This is a genomic window from Bacillus pumilus, from assembly GCF_009937765.1.
Taxonomy (GTDB): Bacteria; Bacillota; Bacilli; order Bacillales; family Bacillaceae; genus Bacillus; species Bacillus pumilus_O.
The window spans coordinates 856,452-872,562 of the sequence record NZ_CP047089.1 but is presented as its reverse complement, the minus strand read 5'-3'; the positions used below and the strand labels follow the sequence as shown (position 1 = coordinate 872,562).

17 protein-coding genes are annotated in these 16,111 nt (G+C 41.1%); 13 read left to right on the top strand and 4 right to left on the bottom strand.

What is annotated here, in order from left to right:
- Positions 1–124 precede the first annotated feature (124 nt).
- From GPS65_RS04345 to GPS65_RS04305, 9 genes are all read left to right on the top strand, one after another.
- Entirely contained in the window at positions 125–1,582 is a 1,458-nt protein-coding gene (locus tag GPS65_RS04345) for a tetratricopeptide repeat protein (RefSeq protein ID WP_012011363.1), read from the top strand.
- Positions 1,583–1,945: 363 nt separating this feature from the next.
- Positions 1,946–3,337, top strand: a complete 1,392-nt coding sequence (locus GPS65_RS04340; protein ID WP_012011362.1) for a C40 family peptidase — start codon at positions 1,946–1,948, stop codon at positions 3,335–3,337.
- A gap of 233 nt (positions 3,338–3,570) precedes the next feature.
- Positions 3,571–4,521 (top strand): thioredoxin-disulfide reductase, encoded by a 951-nt coding sequence (trxB, locus tag GPS65_RS04335; RefSeq protein ID WP_088001298.1) that lies wholly within the window; start codon positions 3,571–3,573, stop codon positions 4,519–4,521.
- A gap of 357 nt (positions 4,522–4,878) precedes the next feature.
- Positions 4,879–5,343, top strand: a complete 465-nt coding sequence (locus tag GPS65_RS04330; RefSeq protein WP_012011359.1) for an 8-oxo-dGTP diphosphatase — start codon at positions 4,879–4,881, stop codon at positions 5,341–5,343.
- A 39-nt stretch (positions 5,344–5,382) separates the two neighbouring features.
- Complete coding sequence (gene rapZ, locus GPS65_RS04325) at positions 5,383–6,270, top strand: RNase adapter RapZ (RefSeq protein WP_041816354.1); 888 nt, start codon at positions 5,383–5,385, stop codon at positions 6,268–6,270.
- Positions 6,271–7,230 carry a gluconeogenesis factor YvcK family protein gene (locus GPS65_RS04320; protein WP_012011357.1) on the top strand — a complete coding sequence of 320 codons (960 nt, stop codon included), beginning with the start codon at positions 6,271–6,273 and terminating at the stop codon, positions 7,228–7,230. It abuts the gene before it with no gap.
- Positions 7,231–7,247: 17 nt separating this feature from the next.
- Complete coding sequence (gene whiA, locus GPS65_RS04315; protein ID WP_003213321.1) at positions 7,248–8,198, top strand: DNA-binding protein WhiA; 951 nt, start codon at positions 7,248–7,250, stop codon at positions 8,196–8,198.
- Positions 8,199–8,224: 26 nt separating this feature from the next.
- Complete coding sequence (locus tag GPS65_RS04310; protein ID WP_144459783.1) at positions 8,225–8,482, top strand: HPr family phosphocarrier protein; 258 nt, start codon at positions 8,225–8,227, stop codon at positions 8,480–8,482.
- Between the two features lie 39 nt (positions 8,483–8,521).
- Positions 8,522–9,268, top strand: a complete 747-nt coding sequence (locus GPS65_RS04305; RefSeq protein ID WP_144459784.1) for an arylamine N-acetyltransferase family protein — start codon at positions 8,522–8,524, stop codon at positions 9,266–9,268.
- A 46-nt stretch (positions 9,269–9,314) separates the two neighbouring features.
- On the opposite strand, the gene GPS65_RS04300 is transcribed toward GPS65_RS04305, so the two are convergent.
- Positions 9,315–9,755 (bottom strand): ribonuclease, encoded by a 441-nt coding sequence (locus GPS65_RS04300; RefSeq protein WP_371869438.1) that lies wholly within the window; start codon positions 9,753–9,755, stop codon positions 9,315–9,317.
- 238 nt (positions 9,756–9,993) lie between these two features.
- Positions 9,994–10,965 carry a 2-hydroxyacid dehydrogenase gene (locus tag GPS65_RS04295; RefSeq protein WP_144468285.1) on the bottom strand — a complete coding sequence of 324 codons (972 nt, stop codon included), beginning with the start codon at positions 10,963–10,965 and terminating at the stop codon, positions 9,994–9,996.
- 553 nt (positions 10,966–11,518) lie between these two features.
- Here GPS65_RS04295 and GPS65_RS04290 point away from each other — a divergent pair.
- Both GPS65_RS04290 and GPS65_RS04285 read left to right on the top strand, forming a co-directional pair.
- Positions 11,519–12,100 carry a beta-class carbonic anhydrase gene (locus tag GPS65_RS04290; protein ID WP_144459785.1) on the top strand — a complete coding sequence of 194 codons (582 nt, stop codon included), beginning with the start codon at positions 11,519–11,521 and terminating at the stop codon, positions 12,098–12,100.
- Positions 12,101–12,137: 37 nt separating this feature from the next.
- The gene (locus tag GPS65_RS04285) at positions 12,138–13,760 is read left to right on the top strand and encodes a SulP family inorganic anion transporter (RefSeq protein WP_144482157.1); all 1,623 of its coding nucleotides are present in this window, start codon (positions 12,138–12,140) and stop codon (positions 13,758–13,760) included.
- A 28-nt stretch (positions 13,761–13,788) separates the two neighbouring features.
- Here the strand turns inward: GPS65_RS04285 and GPS65_RS04280 are convergent, their stop codons facing one another.
- Positions 13,789–14,118, bottom strand: a complete 330-nt coding sequence (locus GPS65_RS04280) for a MazG nucleotide pyrophosphohydrolase domain-containing protein (RefSeq protein ID WP_012011348.1) — start codon at positions 14,116–14,118, stop codon at positions 13,789–13,791.
- 137 nt (positions 14,119–14,255) lie between these two features.
- Here GPS65_RS04280 and GPS65_RS04275 point away from each other — a divergent pair, with 137 nt between their 5' ends.
- Positions 14,256–14,834, top strand: a complete 579-nt coding sequence (locus GPS65_RS04275) for an LOG family protein (protein ID WP_041815945.1) — start codon at positions 14,256–14,258, stop codon at positions 14,832–14,834.
- Positions 14,835–14,893: 59 nt separating this feature from the next.
- Here the strand turns inward: GPS65_RS04275 and clpP are convergent, their stop codons facing one another.
- Complete coding sequence (gene clpP, locus GPS65_RS04270) at positions 14,894–15,490, bottom strand: ATP-dependent Clp endopeptidase proteolytic subunit ClpP (RefSeq protein WP_007500118.1); 597 nt, start codon at positions 15,488–15,490, stop codon at positions 14,894–14,896.
- Between the two features lie 189 nt (positions 15,491–15,679).
- Between clpP and GPS65_RS04265 the strand changes: the two genes are divergently transcribed.
- Positions 15,680–16,021 carry a TM2 domain-containing protein gene (locus GPS65_RS04265; RefSeq protein WP_119125411.1) on the top strand — a complete coding sequence of 114 codons (342 nt, stop codon included), beginning with the start codon at positions 15,680–15,682 and terminating at the stop codon, positions 16,019–16,021.
- Positions 16,022–16,111: the final 90 nt, after the last annotated feature.

The window sequence follows — 16,111 nt, the reverse complement described above, 5'->3', positions numbered from 1 at the left end:
GGGATACCTCTGGCTTTTTATTTTCCAATTGAAAAACAAATCCTTCCTTTTCTTTTGTTCTATGTGACGACTCTTGAAGTATGTTATACTACACACGGTACACTGTTCGAAATGGAGGGTATCAGTGAGTAAATACACTTCTCAAAATAATCACACACAAGTGGTCCAGCTATTCCAAGATGGGCATTACTTTTTTCATAAAGGTCTAAAAGCTTATAGAGAAAGAAATCTATCTAGAGCAAGTAAGCTAATACAGCGGGCGATCGTACTTGAGCCTGAAAATGTAGAAATGCTGTCACAGCTAGCTATTATTTATACTGAAATGGGTCATTACCAACAATCAAATGAACTGCTTGATTTCATCCTTGAGCATATTGATGAAAATATGTCTGAGTGTCATTATTTTAAAGCCAATAATTATGCGAATCTAGGACTCTTTCAAGAGGCATATAAGTCAGCGACTGCTTATGCTTCATTAGAAGAGAACGGGGAATTTGCAGATGAAAATGATGACCTTCTCGATCTGCTCGATATGAGTGACGAAGAGGACGAAGATTTCCCTTACGATCAGGACGACCTGATTGTGAAGCAGGATCAAGCAAATCACTTGCTAGAAAGCGGCAGGCTTGATGAAGCCATTGAGATGCTGGAACAGATGATTGTCGAGTATCCAGAATTTTGGTCAGCGTATAATAATCTCGCATTGGCCTATTTTTATTCTGGTCAAATCCATCAGGCGAAAGAGATGCTGAACCGGGTTCTACATGAAAATCCGGGTAATCTGCATGCACTTTGCAACCAGCTAGTCTTCTATCATTATGAAAAAGAAGAAGAGAAGGTCAATACGTTAGCAAAGCAATTAACGCACGTGTATCCAATATTAAGTGAACAGCGTTATAAGCTTGGCGCAACATTTGCCCTAGTTGGAGAATTTGAATGGGCTTTTAAATGGCTTTATTCTTTGTATAAAACAGGCTTTCAAGGTGATAGTACATTTCTATATTGGCTCGCAAGCGCAGCTTATTATACAGGTCACAAAACACTTGCACAGACGGTTTGGGATAAGATGGTCGAAGAAGATATCGATGCAGATGAAATCAAGCCGTGGCAGGATAAACCTGAGGAGACTGAGCCGATGGTTTCCATTGAGGAGCGGCTGACGGCGTACTATGTAAGCAAACAAAAAGGAGAACGTGACGTTCTTCAATCTGTCCTTGATGCACGCGCAGCGAAAACAGCCTTCGAACAGCAATTCATTGAACTGCTCTTATACGAAGGTGAAATGGAAGAACGGTCTTTTTCAGAAGATGCGGTTTTTGCAAAACAGGCGGCATCCAGCTTGGAAGAAGCTGTTCAGCCTGACAGTCATATGCCTTATTTTTGGTTATTCCATATTATTCAGCAGGCACGTGCTTCTGGCGTAGATAAGAAAAATGCGCCTGCATGGGCAGCAGCATCTTATTATGTATGGATGCAGGAGCAAGAAGAGTCTATTAGCAAAAAAGAGATTGCATCCTCTTTTCAAATCAGTGTTCAAACACTGTCTAAATACGAACAAGTCATTTGCTCATTAATTGAATAAATAGGTAAATAGATTTATGAGATTGAAGCGTGGCCGAAAAGGTCATGCTTTTTTCTTGGTTAAAAAGGTGGGATTTGCAAGGATTTGGCGAAGTATGACAATCACGACATGTTTTTGAAACATAAATGTAATAAAAATATTAGCTCATTTTGTCGATGTCTCATGTATAATGAAAATCGTGGATTAAAACAAAGACATATATTTAAATATTTTACTATACATAATGAAACACCTAGTGATAGAAACAATCTGGTCAACATCTGACTGATCAATCAGGAAGAAAGACATAGATAGCACAGATTGGTCGCAGAGAATTTGCTGCTTTCTCATGTCGCTTGGAAATTGTCAAAGGAGGAACTATTCGTGAAAAAGTTTATTACTTTCGGTTTAGCTTCGGTGATCGGAGCGAGCGGTTTATTTATCCCATTTACTCATGAAGCAAACGCACAGAACTTTGAACAAAAGAAACAAGAACTGGACAGCAAGCAATCTGAGGTTAACAAAAACCTTCAAAAGAAAAAAGATGAGCTTTCAAAGCTTGAAGCAAAACAAGAGGCACTTGCACTAAAGCTAAAAGAAATTGACGAGAAAGCTTTAAAAACAAGTGATCAAATTGAAGAAAAACAAAAAGAAAATGAACAAACGAAAAAAGAAATCAACGCACTGAAAAAAGACATTGCTGATACTGAAAAACGTATTGAAGATAGAAACAAATTCTTGAAAAAGCGTGTACGTGCGCTTCAAGAAAGCGGCGGTTCTACGAAATACATAGATGTATTACTAGGAGCAAAAAGCTTTAGCGATTTCATCAGTCGTGCAGGTGCAGTGTCTACACTGATCAATGCAGACAGCGAAATCATTAAAGAGCAAGAAAAAGACAAAGCTGAGCTTCAAAAGTCTGAAAACGAATTAAACACAAAGCTTGAAGATGTTCAAAAGACACTTGCAAAGCTTGAAACACTTCAAACTGACTTGAATAAACAGCTTGATGAAAAAGACAAGCTATTCAAGCAAGTGAAAAAGCAAAAAGGAAGTGCTTCTTCTCAAATCAGCGAGTTAAACAGTGAGGCTAACAGCATTGCATCTGAAAAAGACGCAACAATCGCTGCTCAAAAACAAGCTGAAAAAGAAGCGAGAGAAGCAGCTCAAAAAGCAAAAGAAGAAAAAGTACAAAGACAACAGCAGCGTCAAGCTAGTGTTCAAGCAGAAGACAATAGCTCAACTAACGACAGCAGCCCGTCTTCAAATAACAGTAACAGTGGATCTTCAAACAACAACAATAATAACAGCAACAGCAGTTCACCAAGCAAGAAGCCATCTACTGGCGGTGGATCACCTGTCAGCAGTAACGTAGGCGGAATCGAAGGGGCGATCAGCACAGGTTCTACTATTGTTGGACAATCTCCATATAAATGGGCTGGCGGCAGATCACAAGCTGATATTGACGCACGTCGTTTTGACTGTTCTTCATTCGTTCGCTGGGCATTTGCATCAGCAGGCATCAACCTTGGACCAGTTGGCGGTACAACAACAGATACGCTTGTAGGTAAAGGAAGAGCTGTAAGTGCATCTGACATGAAACGCGGAGACCTTGTGTTCTTTGATACGTATAAAGTAAATGGACACGTTGGTATTTACTTAGGAAACGGTACATTCTTGAACGATAACAGCTCTCGCGGTGTTTCAGTTGACTCTATGAGCAATGTTTACTGGAAAAAAGCTTTCAATGGCGTTGTAAGAAGAGTCGTTGAATAAATCATTACTTACTATATAACCGTAAACAGGCTTCCTTAAACAGCAGTTTAAGGAAGCTTTTTCTTTTTTTGAAGATATGAGCAAATGATTCGCTTATTATCCGCAGATTTAATAGGATATGGGTAAGGAATAAAAGTAAGAGTGGAATTGATGCTTTCTGTCATGAATGGAAGCATCACCCAAGGGCATTCTAATAAGAAATGCTAGCAGCAATTGAAGAGGGAGTGACAGTTGTGTCAGAAGAAAAAATCTACGATACGATCATCATTGGAGCGGGACCTGCCGGAATGACAGCCGCTGTTTATACATCACGTGGAAATCTTTCAACATTGATGATTGAAAGAGGGATTCCAGGCGGTCAAATGGCTAATACGGAAGATGTCGAGAACTATCCTGGCTTTGAAAGCATTTTAGGGCCAGAACTTTCAAATAAAATGTTTGACCATGCGAAGAAATTCGGTGCTGAGTATGCATATGGCGATATCAAAGAAATCGTCGACGGTGAAGAGTACAAAATCGTCAAAGCCGGTTCAAAAGAATACAAAGGACGCTCTGTCATTATTTCAGCAGGTGCGGAATACAAAAAAATCGGTGCACCAGGTGAAAAAGAACTTGGCGGACGAGGCGTCTCTTACTGTGCAGTATGTGACGGTGCTTTCTTCAAAAACAAAGAGCTCGTCGTCATTGGTGGAGGAGACTCTGCGGTAGAAGAGGGTGTGTACCTCACACGCTTTGCGTCAAAAGTAACAATCGTTCATAGACGCGATAAGCTTCGTGCCCAAAGCATTTTACAAGCGCGTGCTTTTGATAATGAAAAAATCGACTTCATGTGGAACAAAACCGTTAAACAGATTAATGAAGAGAACGGTAAAGTCGGCAGTGTAACCTTGATTGATACGGTGACTGGTGAAGAAGAAGACTTTAAAACAGACGGGGTCTTTATCTATATTGGGATGCTTCCATTATCTAAACCATTTGAAAATCTCGGCATTACAAATGAAGAAGGATATATCGAGACAAACGAAAGAATGGAAACAAGAGTGGAAGGTATTTTCGCCGCTGGTGACATTCGTGAAAAAACACTTCGTCAAATTGTGACAGCAACAGGTGACGGAAGTATTGCCGCACAAAGCGCTCAGCATTATGTAGAAGAGCTTGCTGAAAAGCTGAAAGCAGCGAAATAAAAGGCTGTCGTAAATCCTTAATATAGCGTCATGGGCTTTTAACTGGAATGTAACACGGGTGAAATAATTTTCCGTTATGATAAAACTAGTAATTGACCCCCTTTTATAAGGAATACATGTTTGGCACGGATGAGAATCCGTGTCCTTTTTTTTGCTTAAAATCAGAAATTCAAGAGATGTTCACAAATGACGCATGGAGAACCATTCGTTGCTGTAAAATAAAGAGTAGAGTAATTGTCCGCCACTCCTTTCAGAGGAAATTCGATCTGTTTTCGATGAAGAAGGGGCATGTTCATTGTGGGAGTCAGGATGAACCTGTATAATAAGTTAAAGACATAAAAGAGTAGGTGACAGCTGATGCAACGAGTAACCAATTGTGTGCTGCATCACGAAGATCAAGTTCTCTTGCTGCAAAAGCCAAGACGGGGCTGGTGGGTAGCGCCGGGCGGCAAAATGGAAAGCGGAGAATCGGTCAAGGATTCAGTCGTTCGAGAGTATAGAGAAGAAACAGGAATTTATATTTTAAATCCTCAGTTAAAAGGTGTTTTTACCTTTATCATAAAAGAAGGCGATCAAATCGTTCAAGAGTGGATGATGTTCACCTTTATGGCAGATTCATTTACTGGAAAAAACGTGACAGAGTCAGAGGAAGGCATTTTAAAGTGGCATGAAGCAAAGGATGTGCCGCATTTACCGATGGCGCCAGGAGATTCCCATATTCTTGATTTCATGCTAAAGGGAAAAGGACTTCTGCATGGTACTTTTACGTATACACCTGATTTTGAATTGATTGCTTATCGGTTAGATCCTCAAGGAGACTAATACATGAACCGTTTTTATAAAGAAGGAGAGGAAGCAGGCATGAATACACACAAACAAGAAGATATTCAGCTTGTGATTATTACTGGAATGTCAGGTGCGGGGAAAACCGTTGCCATTCAAAGCTTTGAAGATTTAGGGTACTTCTGTGTAGATAACTTGCCGCCATCACTTTTACCTAAATTCCTAGAACTCATGAAGGAATCGAATTCGAAGATGAGCAAGGTTGCCCTTGTGATGGATTTGCGAGGACGTGAATTCTTTGACAGCTTAATTGCAGCCTTAGATGAAATGAGTGATCTTGGTTGGATCACACCAAGGATATTATTTCTAGATGCAAACGATAAGGTGCTTGTCTCAAGATACAAAGAAACGAGACGTTCGCATCCTCTTGCGACAACAGGTTTGCCGCTCGAAGGAATCGCGATGGAACGCGATCTGTTAGAAGAGTTAAAAGGCCGAGCTCAGATGATTTTTGATACATCGGATTTAAAGCCAAAACAGCTTCGAGAAAAAATTGTCGCGCACTTTGCCACAAGCCAAGGACAGGTGTTTACAGTGAATGTGATGTCCTTCGGTTTTAAATACGGTCTGCCGATTGATGCTGATCTTGTATTTGATGTAAGATTCCTGCCGAATCCTTACTATATTGAGAGCATGCGTCCACAGACTGGAAACGATGAAGAAGTGCGCTCCTATGTAATGAAATGGAGCGAGACACAAAAATTCACAGAGAAATTAATTGATCTTCTCAGCTTTATGCTTCCGTCCTATAAACGGGAAGGAAAAAGTCAGCTTGTGATCGCTATTGGCTGTACAGGTGGACAGCACCGATCAGTGACGCTAGCGAACTACTTATCGGAGTATTTTAAAAATGACTACTACACTCATGTCACTCACCGGGACATTGAAAAGAGAAGTAGAAAATAGATGACGACACTTCCAAAGGTGGTCATTCTTGGCGGGGGCACTGGCTTATCTGTTTTGCTCAGAGGGCTAAAAACAAAGCCAGTGGACATTACCGCTATTGTAACGGTTGCTGATGACGGAGGCAGTTCAGGCAGACTGCGCCATGATTTGAATATTCCGCCTCCAGGCGATATTCGAAATGTCCTTGCAGCTCTCTCTGATGTTGAACCGCTTGTAGAAGACTTATTTCAGCACCGTTTTAACAAAGGGAATGACTTAACAGGTCACTCTCTTGGCAACCTCATTCTTGCGGCCATGACAAATATAACCGGTGATTTTTTTCATGCCGTCACAGAAATGAGCAAGGTCTTAAATGTGAGAGGAAAAGTCTTGCCAGCAGCGAATTCAAGTGTTGTTCTACACGCTGAATTAGAAAATGGGCAAGTGGTAACAGGAGAATCAAAAATCCCAACCTACGGTGAGCGAATTAAACGAGTGTTCCTCACACCTGATACGATTGAGCCGCTCCCAGAATCGATTCAAGTCATTCGTGAAGCGGATTTGATTGTGATTGGACCAGGCAGCTTGTATACAAGTATCTTGCCAAACTTGCTTGTACCGCATATTGGTGAAGAGGTCATTCGCTCAAAGGCGAAAAAAGTGTATATTTGCAATGTCATGACGCAGCCAGGGGAAACGCTTTCCTACAGTGCAGCTGATCATGTGCAAGCATTAAACGATCATATGGTTCGTCCATTTATTGATACCATTTTTGTGAACAATAAAGAAATTCCAGAAGAGATCAAAGCAAAATATGCAGAAGAACAGGCACAGCCTGTACAGTTCGACACAGATGTACTCAAGGCAATGGGACTGGAAGTCATCCCTGGGGAAATTATTACATATGACCAGCATGTGATTCGTCACGACACGCTGAAAGTAGCCGCGCTGCTTGTCGACCTGCTGCATAAGAAAAAATAGGAATGGGGGTGGCAAGGATGTCATTTGCATCCGAAACAAAAAAAGAGCTGACTAATCTGGACGTGAAGGACTGCTGCACAAAAGCAGAGCTTTCTGCCCTCATCCGTATGAACGGTTCATTATCTTTCTCTAATCGAAAATTAATTCTAGATATACAGACGGAGAACGCAGCGATCGCAAGGCGGATTTATACGCTGCTAAAAAAGAAATATGATGTCACAGTCGAGTTGCTCGTTCGTAAGAAAATGAGATTAAAAAAGAATAATGTGTATATTGTCAGACTGGTAGAACGAGCGAAAACCATTTTAGAGGATTTGAAAATATTAGGTGAACAATTTGTATTTGAGCGTAATATTTCAGAAGAGCTTGTAAAGAAAAGATGCTGTAAGCGCTCGTATATGAGAGGTGCTTTTTTAGCAGGCGGTTCTGTGAATAACCCAGAAACGTCTTCCTATCACCTTGAGATTTTTTCACTCTATAAAGAACACAATGATGCCCTTTGTGAGTTGATGAACCAATTTCATCTCAACAGTAAAACACTTGAGCGGAAAAAAGGCTACATCACATATATGAAAGAAGCCGAAAAAATCACTGAATTCTTAAGTGTTGTAGGTGCGCATAATTCACTTCTTCGCTTCGAAGACGTTCGGATCGTCCGTGATATGCGGAACTCCGTGAACCGGCTCGTCAATTGTGAAACAGCAAACTTGAATAAAACGATTGGTGCATCGCTCCGTCAGGTCGAAAACATTCAATTCATTGATGAAAAAATTGGACTTGATGCCCTGCCAGATAAGCTGCGTGAAATTGCAAAGCTAAGAGTCGACTATCAAGAGGTCACGCTAAAGGAACTGGGAGAAATGGTGGAAAGCGGTAAGATCAGCAAATCAGGCATTAATCACCGCTTAAGAAAGCTAGATCAAATTGCAGAACAATTACGAAACGGACAAGCTGTTACACTCAAATAGGAGAATGAAAAAGGGAGGCAGATCATATGGTGGAAAAAACGGTCACCATCCAGTTGAAAACAGGCTTGCAGGCTCGTCCCGCTGCTTTGTTTGTACAGGAAGCGAATCGCTTTGGGGCTGAAATTTTTCTAGAGAAGGACGGAAAAAGAGTCAATGCGAAGAGCATTATGGGTCTCATGAGCCTTGCGATCAGCTCTGGGGTCACTGTTACACTGATAGCAGATGGTGCAGATGAACAAGAAGCCATTGATGCGTTAACGGATTTTATCAATCAAGAAAACTGAGTCTCTTCATAGACTCAGTTTTTTTAGAAGGGAATGAACATGATGCAATCAGCATTTTTACAGAAAATCGGATACGAAGGACAGTCCATCACCTTTGATGACCTACCTGCTTTATTAAAAAAGATGGCCTACACCTTTCCATTTGAAAATAGATCTGTGCTGAACAAACAATCCTATGCCCTGAATCAAGAAGGGTTGAATCAGCATCTTATTGAAGGAAACAGAGGAGGTCTTTGTTACGATCTCAATCCTCTTTTATATTATGTGTTAAAAGAGACAGGACTTGCTGTACAGCTCGTTCAAGGGACTGTGTATAACAAGGAAGCAGGAGCATGGGCAATTGATGGTACACATGTAGCCATGACGTTGAATCATCACAACGAACGGTATCTGATTGATGCGGGTTTTGGTGTGAATTTACCTCTCCAGCCTGTACCTTTTACGGAAGAATGGATCAAAGGAGCGTCTATTCGGTTTCGAGTCAAAGAGGAGGAAACCGAAAAAGGGACACATCTTCTCCAATTAGATAGAGGAGAAGGCGCTGAAATAGGCTACGCATTCACATTGCAAGAGGTGAGCGAGCCTACATTGGTCCAAATGAGACAGGAGATTTATGAAAATGAAGCCTCTCCTTTTAACAAAAGACCGCTTGCTTCAAAGCTTACACCAACAGGACGTGTCATTGTCACGGAGGAACATGTCACCACACATGAACACGAAGAAGTGTCGAAAAAACCGCTACCCCTTCCTTTTGACGAATATGTGAAAACCCTGTTGCCGAAGTAGCATTAAAAAAACAGCCCTGCGTCAAATGGGCTGTTTTTTTGATTGATTATCGAATACGTGTGAATGTTGCGTAATGGTCTGTTGTTTTGTAAATGAGCCAGTCACTTGAATACACGAGGCGGTCAGCATTGCGGAAGCCTGAGACGTAGTTGATATCTGCTTCACGCCATGTGCGTCCGCTTGCTGAAGGAAGACGCCCCTCCCGGTTAGAGAAAACATCTCCACCAATGCTTTTGCCTGGGGCAACCTCTGCTAGATTTCCCTTTGACGCCACCCAACCAAGGGCACTTGCTTGTGATTTTGTGATGTAGTTATCGGGCAGTCGTTTGTAGCGAATCAAATAATCGGCTACACCATCAAACGTATTAATGACGGCAAGAGTATGGACATCTGATGTCAGTTGAATAGAAGCTGTTTCATTTGTGGCGGTCGGTGTAAGTGGTGTTTCAGCATAGGCTTGCTGCGGAATAAAACCAGAAAACAGAATAGCAGCGATCAGAGCAAACATAGTAAAAACCGAACTGATTTTTTTCATCTTCATCCTCCTATTAAGGAAATCGGAAGCTGTCCTCTTGATGCTTGTCTACCTCATATTATAGCACCCGAACATGAAGGAAATGTAAAGAAACAGGATCTTTGCTAAAATGAGGCTTTTCTCCTGATACCCTTCTGATGAAATAAAGAAAAAGACGCAGCTCTTAATTCTGCGTCTTTTCCGATTAAAATCAAGCAAGCTCTTTCACAATATCTATAGGGGCTTTGCCATCAATTCCATGAATCACATTATGAATGGCTCGTTTCAGCATAAGATCCCGTGTTGTTTCAGTAGCGGAACCGATGTGAGGGACAAGGGTGACATTGTTCATTTCTTTGAAAGGATGATTCTCCTGAAGCGGTTCCTGTTCAAACACATCAAGACCTGCACCTTTAATCCATCCCTCTTGAAGTGCTTGAATGAGGCTTTTTTCATCCACTGTTTTCCCGCGGGAGATGTTTACAAATAAAGCCGTTTGCTTCATTAACTTCAATTCTCGTTCGCCAATCATATGATACGTTTCATCGGTCAGCGGTGTAATCAAGACAATGATATCAGCTTGTTTTAACAAGTCATCAAGTGTGCAATATAAAGCGCCATATGCTGATTCAGCCTTTTCATTCCGGCTGCGGTTATGATACAGGACATTCATATCAAAACCATGAGCAGCTCGTTTGGCGACTTGCTCTCCGATTCGTCCCATGCCAATAATGCCAAGCGATTGATGATGGACATCGATGCCAAAAATATCTTCTTCCTGTACAAATTTCGTCCAATTCCCCTCACGGATAAAACGATCAAGCTCGGCAATTCTTCGTGCAGAGGAAAGAATGAGTGAAAATGCAAGGTCTGCGACAGTATGGTCGAGTGTATGGGGCGTGTGCGTCCCAATTACGCCTCTTTGCCTCATCACTTCTATATCGAAATTGTCATAGCCAACAGAGTTATTGCTCACTACCTTAAGTTTGGGAGCGTGATCTAATAGCTCTTGATCGATTTTCGTTCCAGACGTTAAAAGACCATCAGCATGCTGCAGTTTTTGAAACAAAATATCTTTTGGAATGGGGTCTTTGGATTGCCACACCTCGTATGTACAGTGTTCCTTTAGTAATTCCTCAAATGAGGCGGGTAATGGTTTGGCGACAAAAATGTGTGGTGTCAATGTCAACTCGCTCCTTTCACATGATCATCTTGCTCCTTTTATTATAAAGCAACCATTTCGGTTGAACACGTTTGAAGGTTATCTGCTCAATATTTAATATACTAAAATAACGGAAAAGAGAGACAGTTTCTTAGTGAAAAGGTATATTCATATGCCATCTGATGCATTTTTTACTTATATGGAAATCAGCTAATGGGAGATGTGACATATGAAAAAGCTTGTTTTTCTGAGAGATTATCTAACAAACTGGAAAATAGATCGAGATTTTTTGATAGAAAAATGATTATATTTGAAACATATTAAACGGGAAGGTTGTTTTCTACTAAACCATTTCATCGTCTTTTGGCGATCAGAGAACGATAGATTGAAAGGAATGCCGCGCCCCTCTTGCGATGAATCGTAAATGATAGAAAATGATCACAAGTCTTCTCATCGTTTTCTCATTTTTTTCTTTTTTTTCTATCATTTTTCCTCTTTATGCTTGAGAACACACGAAAGAAAAGGAGGCCAAGCAGGAGCTTACGTGACTTATAAAGAGATGGGAGATGGCAAAATGGGATCAAAATTAGAACAGATTCTTCAGCACAATTCAGAGTTCGTACATGAGAGACATTATGAGCCTTACAAAGCGGGGAAATTTCCCGAAAAGAAACTCGTTATATTAACTTGCATGGATACACGTCTTTTGGAATTATTGCCGCAATCCATGGGACTGCGCAACGGTGATGCGAAGGTCATTAAAAATGCGGGCGCCATCGTCACACATCCTTTTGGCAGTGTGATGCGGAGTATTCTTCTAGCTATCTATGAACTAAAGGCAGAAGAGGTATGCATTGTAGGACATCATGAATGCGGAATGGCAGGTCTTGCGGCAGATCCTTTACTTGAAAAGGCGAAAGCGCGCGGTATTGAAGAGAAATGTTTGAGCATTGTGAAAAACTCAGGGGTTGATTTAAAGGGATGGCTGACAGGCTTTGATTCGGTTGAAGAGAGCGTGTCCCAAAGTGTGAAATTGGTCAAAGAGCATCCACTTATGCCAAGTGATGTGGCTGTTCATGGACTTGTCATTCATCCAGCAACGGGAAAGCTGGATGTCGTTGTGAAAGATAAACAGATTGACGCGCAGTATACCTAAATCATCTACACATACTTGAAGGAGGCCAACACATACCATGCGTTTTTATGGAAGATTTGAAGGATATGATACATCAAAGTTGAGACGTGATTTAATCGCTGGGCTTGTCGTGGGCGTTGTGGCAATTCCTTTAGGCATGGCTTTTGCCATTGCATCTGGTGTCGGACCAGAATATGGATTATATACAGTCATCGTTGCCGGCATTTTGATTTCATTGTTTGGTGGTTCAAAGTATCAGATTGGCGGGCCGACTGGGGCGTTTGTTCCGATTTTATTTGGTATCGTCAGCCAATATGGTATCGAAAACTTACTCATTGCCGGTTTTATGGCAGGGTGTATACTTGTCTTATTCGGAATATTCAAACTAGGAAAGCTCATGAAATTTATTCCTCGTCCGGTTATCATCGGCTTTACTGCTGGCATTGCTGTCATTATTTTTTCAGGGCAGATTGCCAACTTCCTCGGATTAAAGGGTGTTGAAAAGCATGAAAGCTTTTTCCTCAATATGAGAGAAATTGTGGTCCATCTCGGTACCGTAAACAGTCTTGCCATCCTCACAGCTGTGATTGGGCTCATTGTGATTTTGGCGGCACAAAAATACATTCCAAAAATACCTGGTGCTCTATTAGGTTTATTGGCTTCAACGTTTCTAGCTGTTCTCTTTTTCCAAGGACAAGTTGAAACGATCGGCTCGGCATACGGGGAAATTCCTCGTCAGCTACCAAGCTTTGCTTTTCCTGAATTAACGATTGAAAAAATGATCTATCTCCTCCCTCCAGCGATTATCATTGCGCTTTTAGGCGGCGTGGAATCAATTTTATCCGCAATGGTCGCAGACAATATGAAAGGCTCAAAGCATGACAGCAATAAAGAGCTTGTCGGGCAAGGAATTGCCAATATGGCGGCACCGTTGTTTGGAGGAATTCCAGCGACTGGGGCGATTGCCCGTACGGCAACAAACATCAAAAATGGCGGAGCAAGCCCGATTTCAGGTGTTGTGCATGGCGTCGTCGTCTTGCTTATCTTAATGCTATTTGCACCATATGCGTCGATGATTCCACTTGCTGCGATGGCACCGATTTTAATGTTTGTAGCTTGGAATATGAGTGAGAAAAAAGAGTTTATCAATATTGTAAAAGTGAAAAATGCGGATTCCCTTGTACTTGTCGTTACCTTCTTGCTGACGGTCATCGGTGATTTGATAATTGGCGTCACCGCAGGGCTCATTTTAGCCTTTATCGCTTTTATCAAAAAAATGAGCCAGATAACCAGCATTCGTCCAAATGTTGTGGTTCCCCAAATGGAAACGGCAGCTGCTTTAGAAAAACAGACAGACCAGCAAGGCATCAGTATGTACGCCATTGAAGGGCCGCTGTTTTTCGGAACAACAGATTCACTCGAAAATTCAATTTTGGACCATGTTCAGACAAAGCCGAAAACGCTCATTCTGCTCATGAATAAAGTCAATTATATGGACACATCAGCAGAAGCGGTGCTGATGAATATCTCCAATCGGTTAAAGCATCATAATGGTAAGCTGATGATTGTCGGACTTCAATCACAGCCGAAAGAGCTTTTGCGTCGAACAGGTCTTTTCCATCATATTGGAAAACAGTATTTCTTTGAACGAACTGATGATATTTCACCTCAGCATCTATAGGGGTGGAAAAAAGCACGTGACAATGTGGTCACGTGCTTTTCAGTTCTGAAAAACGCTTTGTGAGTTTCTGTTGATGCGAGGAGAAAATCTCTTCTACTGTGACATCATAGAGATCGGCTAAAATAAGTAGATTCCCTAATACATCTCCCATTTCTTCAACGAGTTCTCTCTTCAACTCAGCTGATTTTTGTTTTTGCTCGTCAGGCCGGTCACGTCCGATCTCAATGGCTCTAACAGCGCGCGCGAGTTCGCCTGTTTCTTCCATCAGGAACCCTAACCGGATAAACGGTCCGTATTCTGCCCAATTTCTCTTTTTGTAAAAATCCTTGATCCATTTCTCCATCTCATTTGTTTGCATTCTCTTTAAACAGCTCCTTATATGGTGTGCACCTTTTGATTTTACACTATATATAGATGGAGCGGCTGTTTTTTGAAAAACAATTATAGTAGAATGAGTGGGTGAAGAAATCATAGAGAGAGATGGAGCTGTTTTTGATGAAAACGATTTGTGTGTTTGCTGGTTCGAATCCAGGCGTGAAGGACGTCTACAAAGAAAAGGCTGTAGAGCTAGGGGCTTATATGGCAGAGCAAGACATCCGACTTGTATACGGCGGTTCACGAATTGGATTAATGGGTGCCATTGCAGATGAGATCTTAAGACATGGCGGGCAAGTCATTGGGGTGATGCCTAAAGGGCTTTTTAGAGGAGAAGTGGTGCATCAAGAGCTGACAGAATTAATCGAAGTAACAGGAATGCACGAACGAAAAGCGAAAATGAGTGAGCTGGCTGATGGATTTATTGCAATGCCAGGCGGCTTTGGTACATATGAAGAATTATTTGAGGTGCTATGCTGGGCTCAAATCGGCATTCACCAAAAGCCAATCGGCTTGTATCAAGTGAATGACTATTTCAATCCGCTTATAGACATGGTGAAGTTTAGTGTACAGGAAGGTTTTTCGAATGAATCACATCTTCAATTGTTACATGCTTCCAGCGAACCGGAGGAATTAATTACACAGATGTCTTCTTATCAAACACCAACTCTTGAGCAGAAATGGACGGAGTTGTCGTAAAGCGTATTTTCAACACAAAAAACCGTCTGTTCAAGGAGCAGACGGTTTATTTTGTCATATTATTTTTGTTCTTCTGTATTACGGGTCAAGACTTTGTCAATGAGTCCGTATTGAAGTGCTTCTTCCGCTGTTTTGAAGTTGTCACGATCTGTATCGCGCTCAATGACTTCAATTGGCTGACCAGTACGTTCAGCAAGTACTTGGTTCAGTTTATCGCGTAAAGAAAGGATTCGTTTTGCCGCAATTTCAATTTCTGTTGCTTGACCTTGGGCACCACCTAGTGGTTGGTGAATCATGACTTCACTGTTTGGAAGGGCATAACGCTTACCTTTTTCACCAGCAGCAAGCAGGAACGCACCCATAGATGCAGCCATACCAATACAAATGGTTGATACCTTTGGTTTAATAAATTGCATCGTATCGTAAATGGCCATACCAGCTGTGATTGAACCGCCAGGGCTGTTAATGTAGATAGAAATATCTTTTTCTGGATCTTCAGCTTCTAAGAAAAGCAGCTGTGACACGATGGAGTTGGCAACATTGTCATCGATCGCAGAACCAAGCATGATAATACGGTCTTTTAAAAGACGAGAATAAATGTCGTAAGCTCTTTCCCCACGATTTGTTTGTTCAATGACTGTAGGTATTAAATTCATAATGTTCCTCCTTCACCTTTTAGGTAAGTATGTAATTCAATGATACATTTTTGGTCAATAAAGGTCAAACAAAACGCAATCAAAAAATTCGACAACCACATGTTATTTTTCCCAAAATTTATTTTCTTAAACCATGGAAAAGTTTTAAAAAAATATGGTAAAACTTTCTGCTATGAGGTAATATTACCTATGTCATCATTATATAGTCAGAAAGAAGGAAAAAGAGTGGATAATCTTTTGGAGAAAAGTAATTTGACTGATCAACAACGTATTGTTGTATCAACCGAACTTCAAGCCAAAAAAAAGTCGAAATTAGTTGTATTTATTTTGTGGTGGTTCCTTGGAGCGATTGCCGTTCATCGTTTTTATCTTGATGAAAAGAAAGGCTATGCAGTGACTATGCTTCTACTAGGATGGTTGACATTGTTCATTTGGCCATTTATTGATGGGATCATTTGTCTTGTCAAAACAGTGGATGAAGTAAATGAAAACATAGAACGAAAAATTATTGCATCAGTTAAAAGTGCATAAGTAGACATGTCTGCATCTTTTCGGTGCAGGCTTCTTCTTTGAAGACATCAGAATATCATTGCTTTCTTGCAGCATTTCCCTTATAATTTG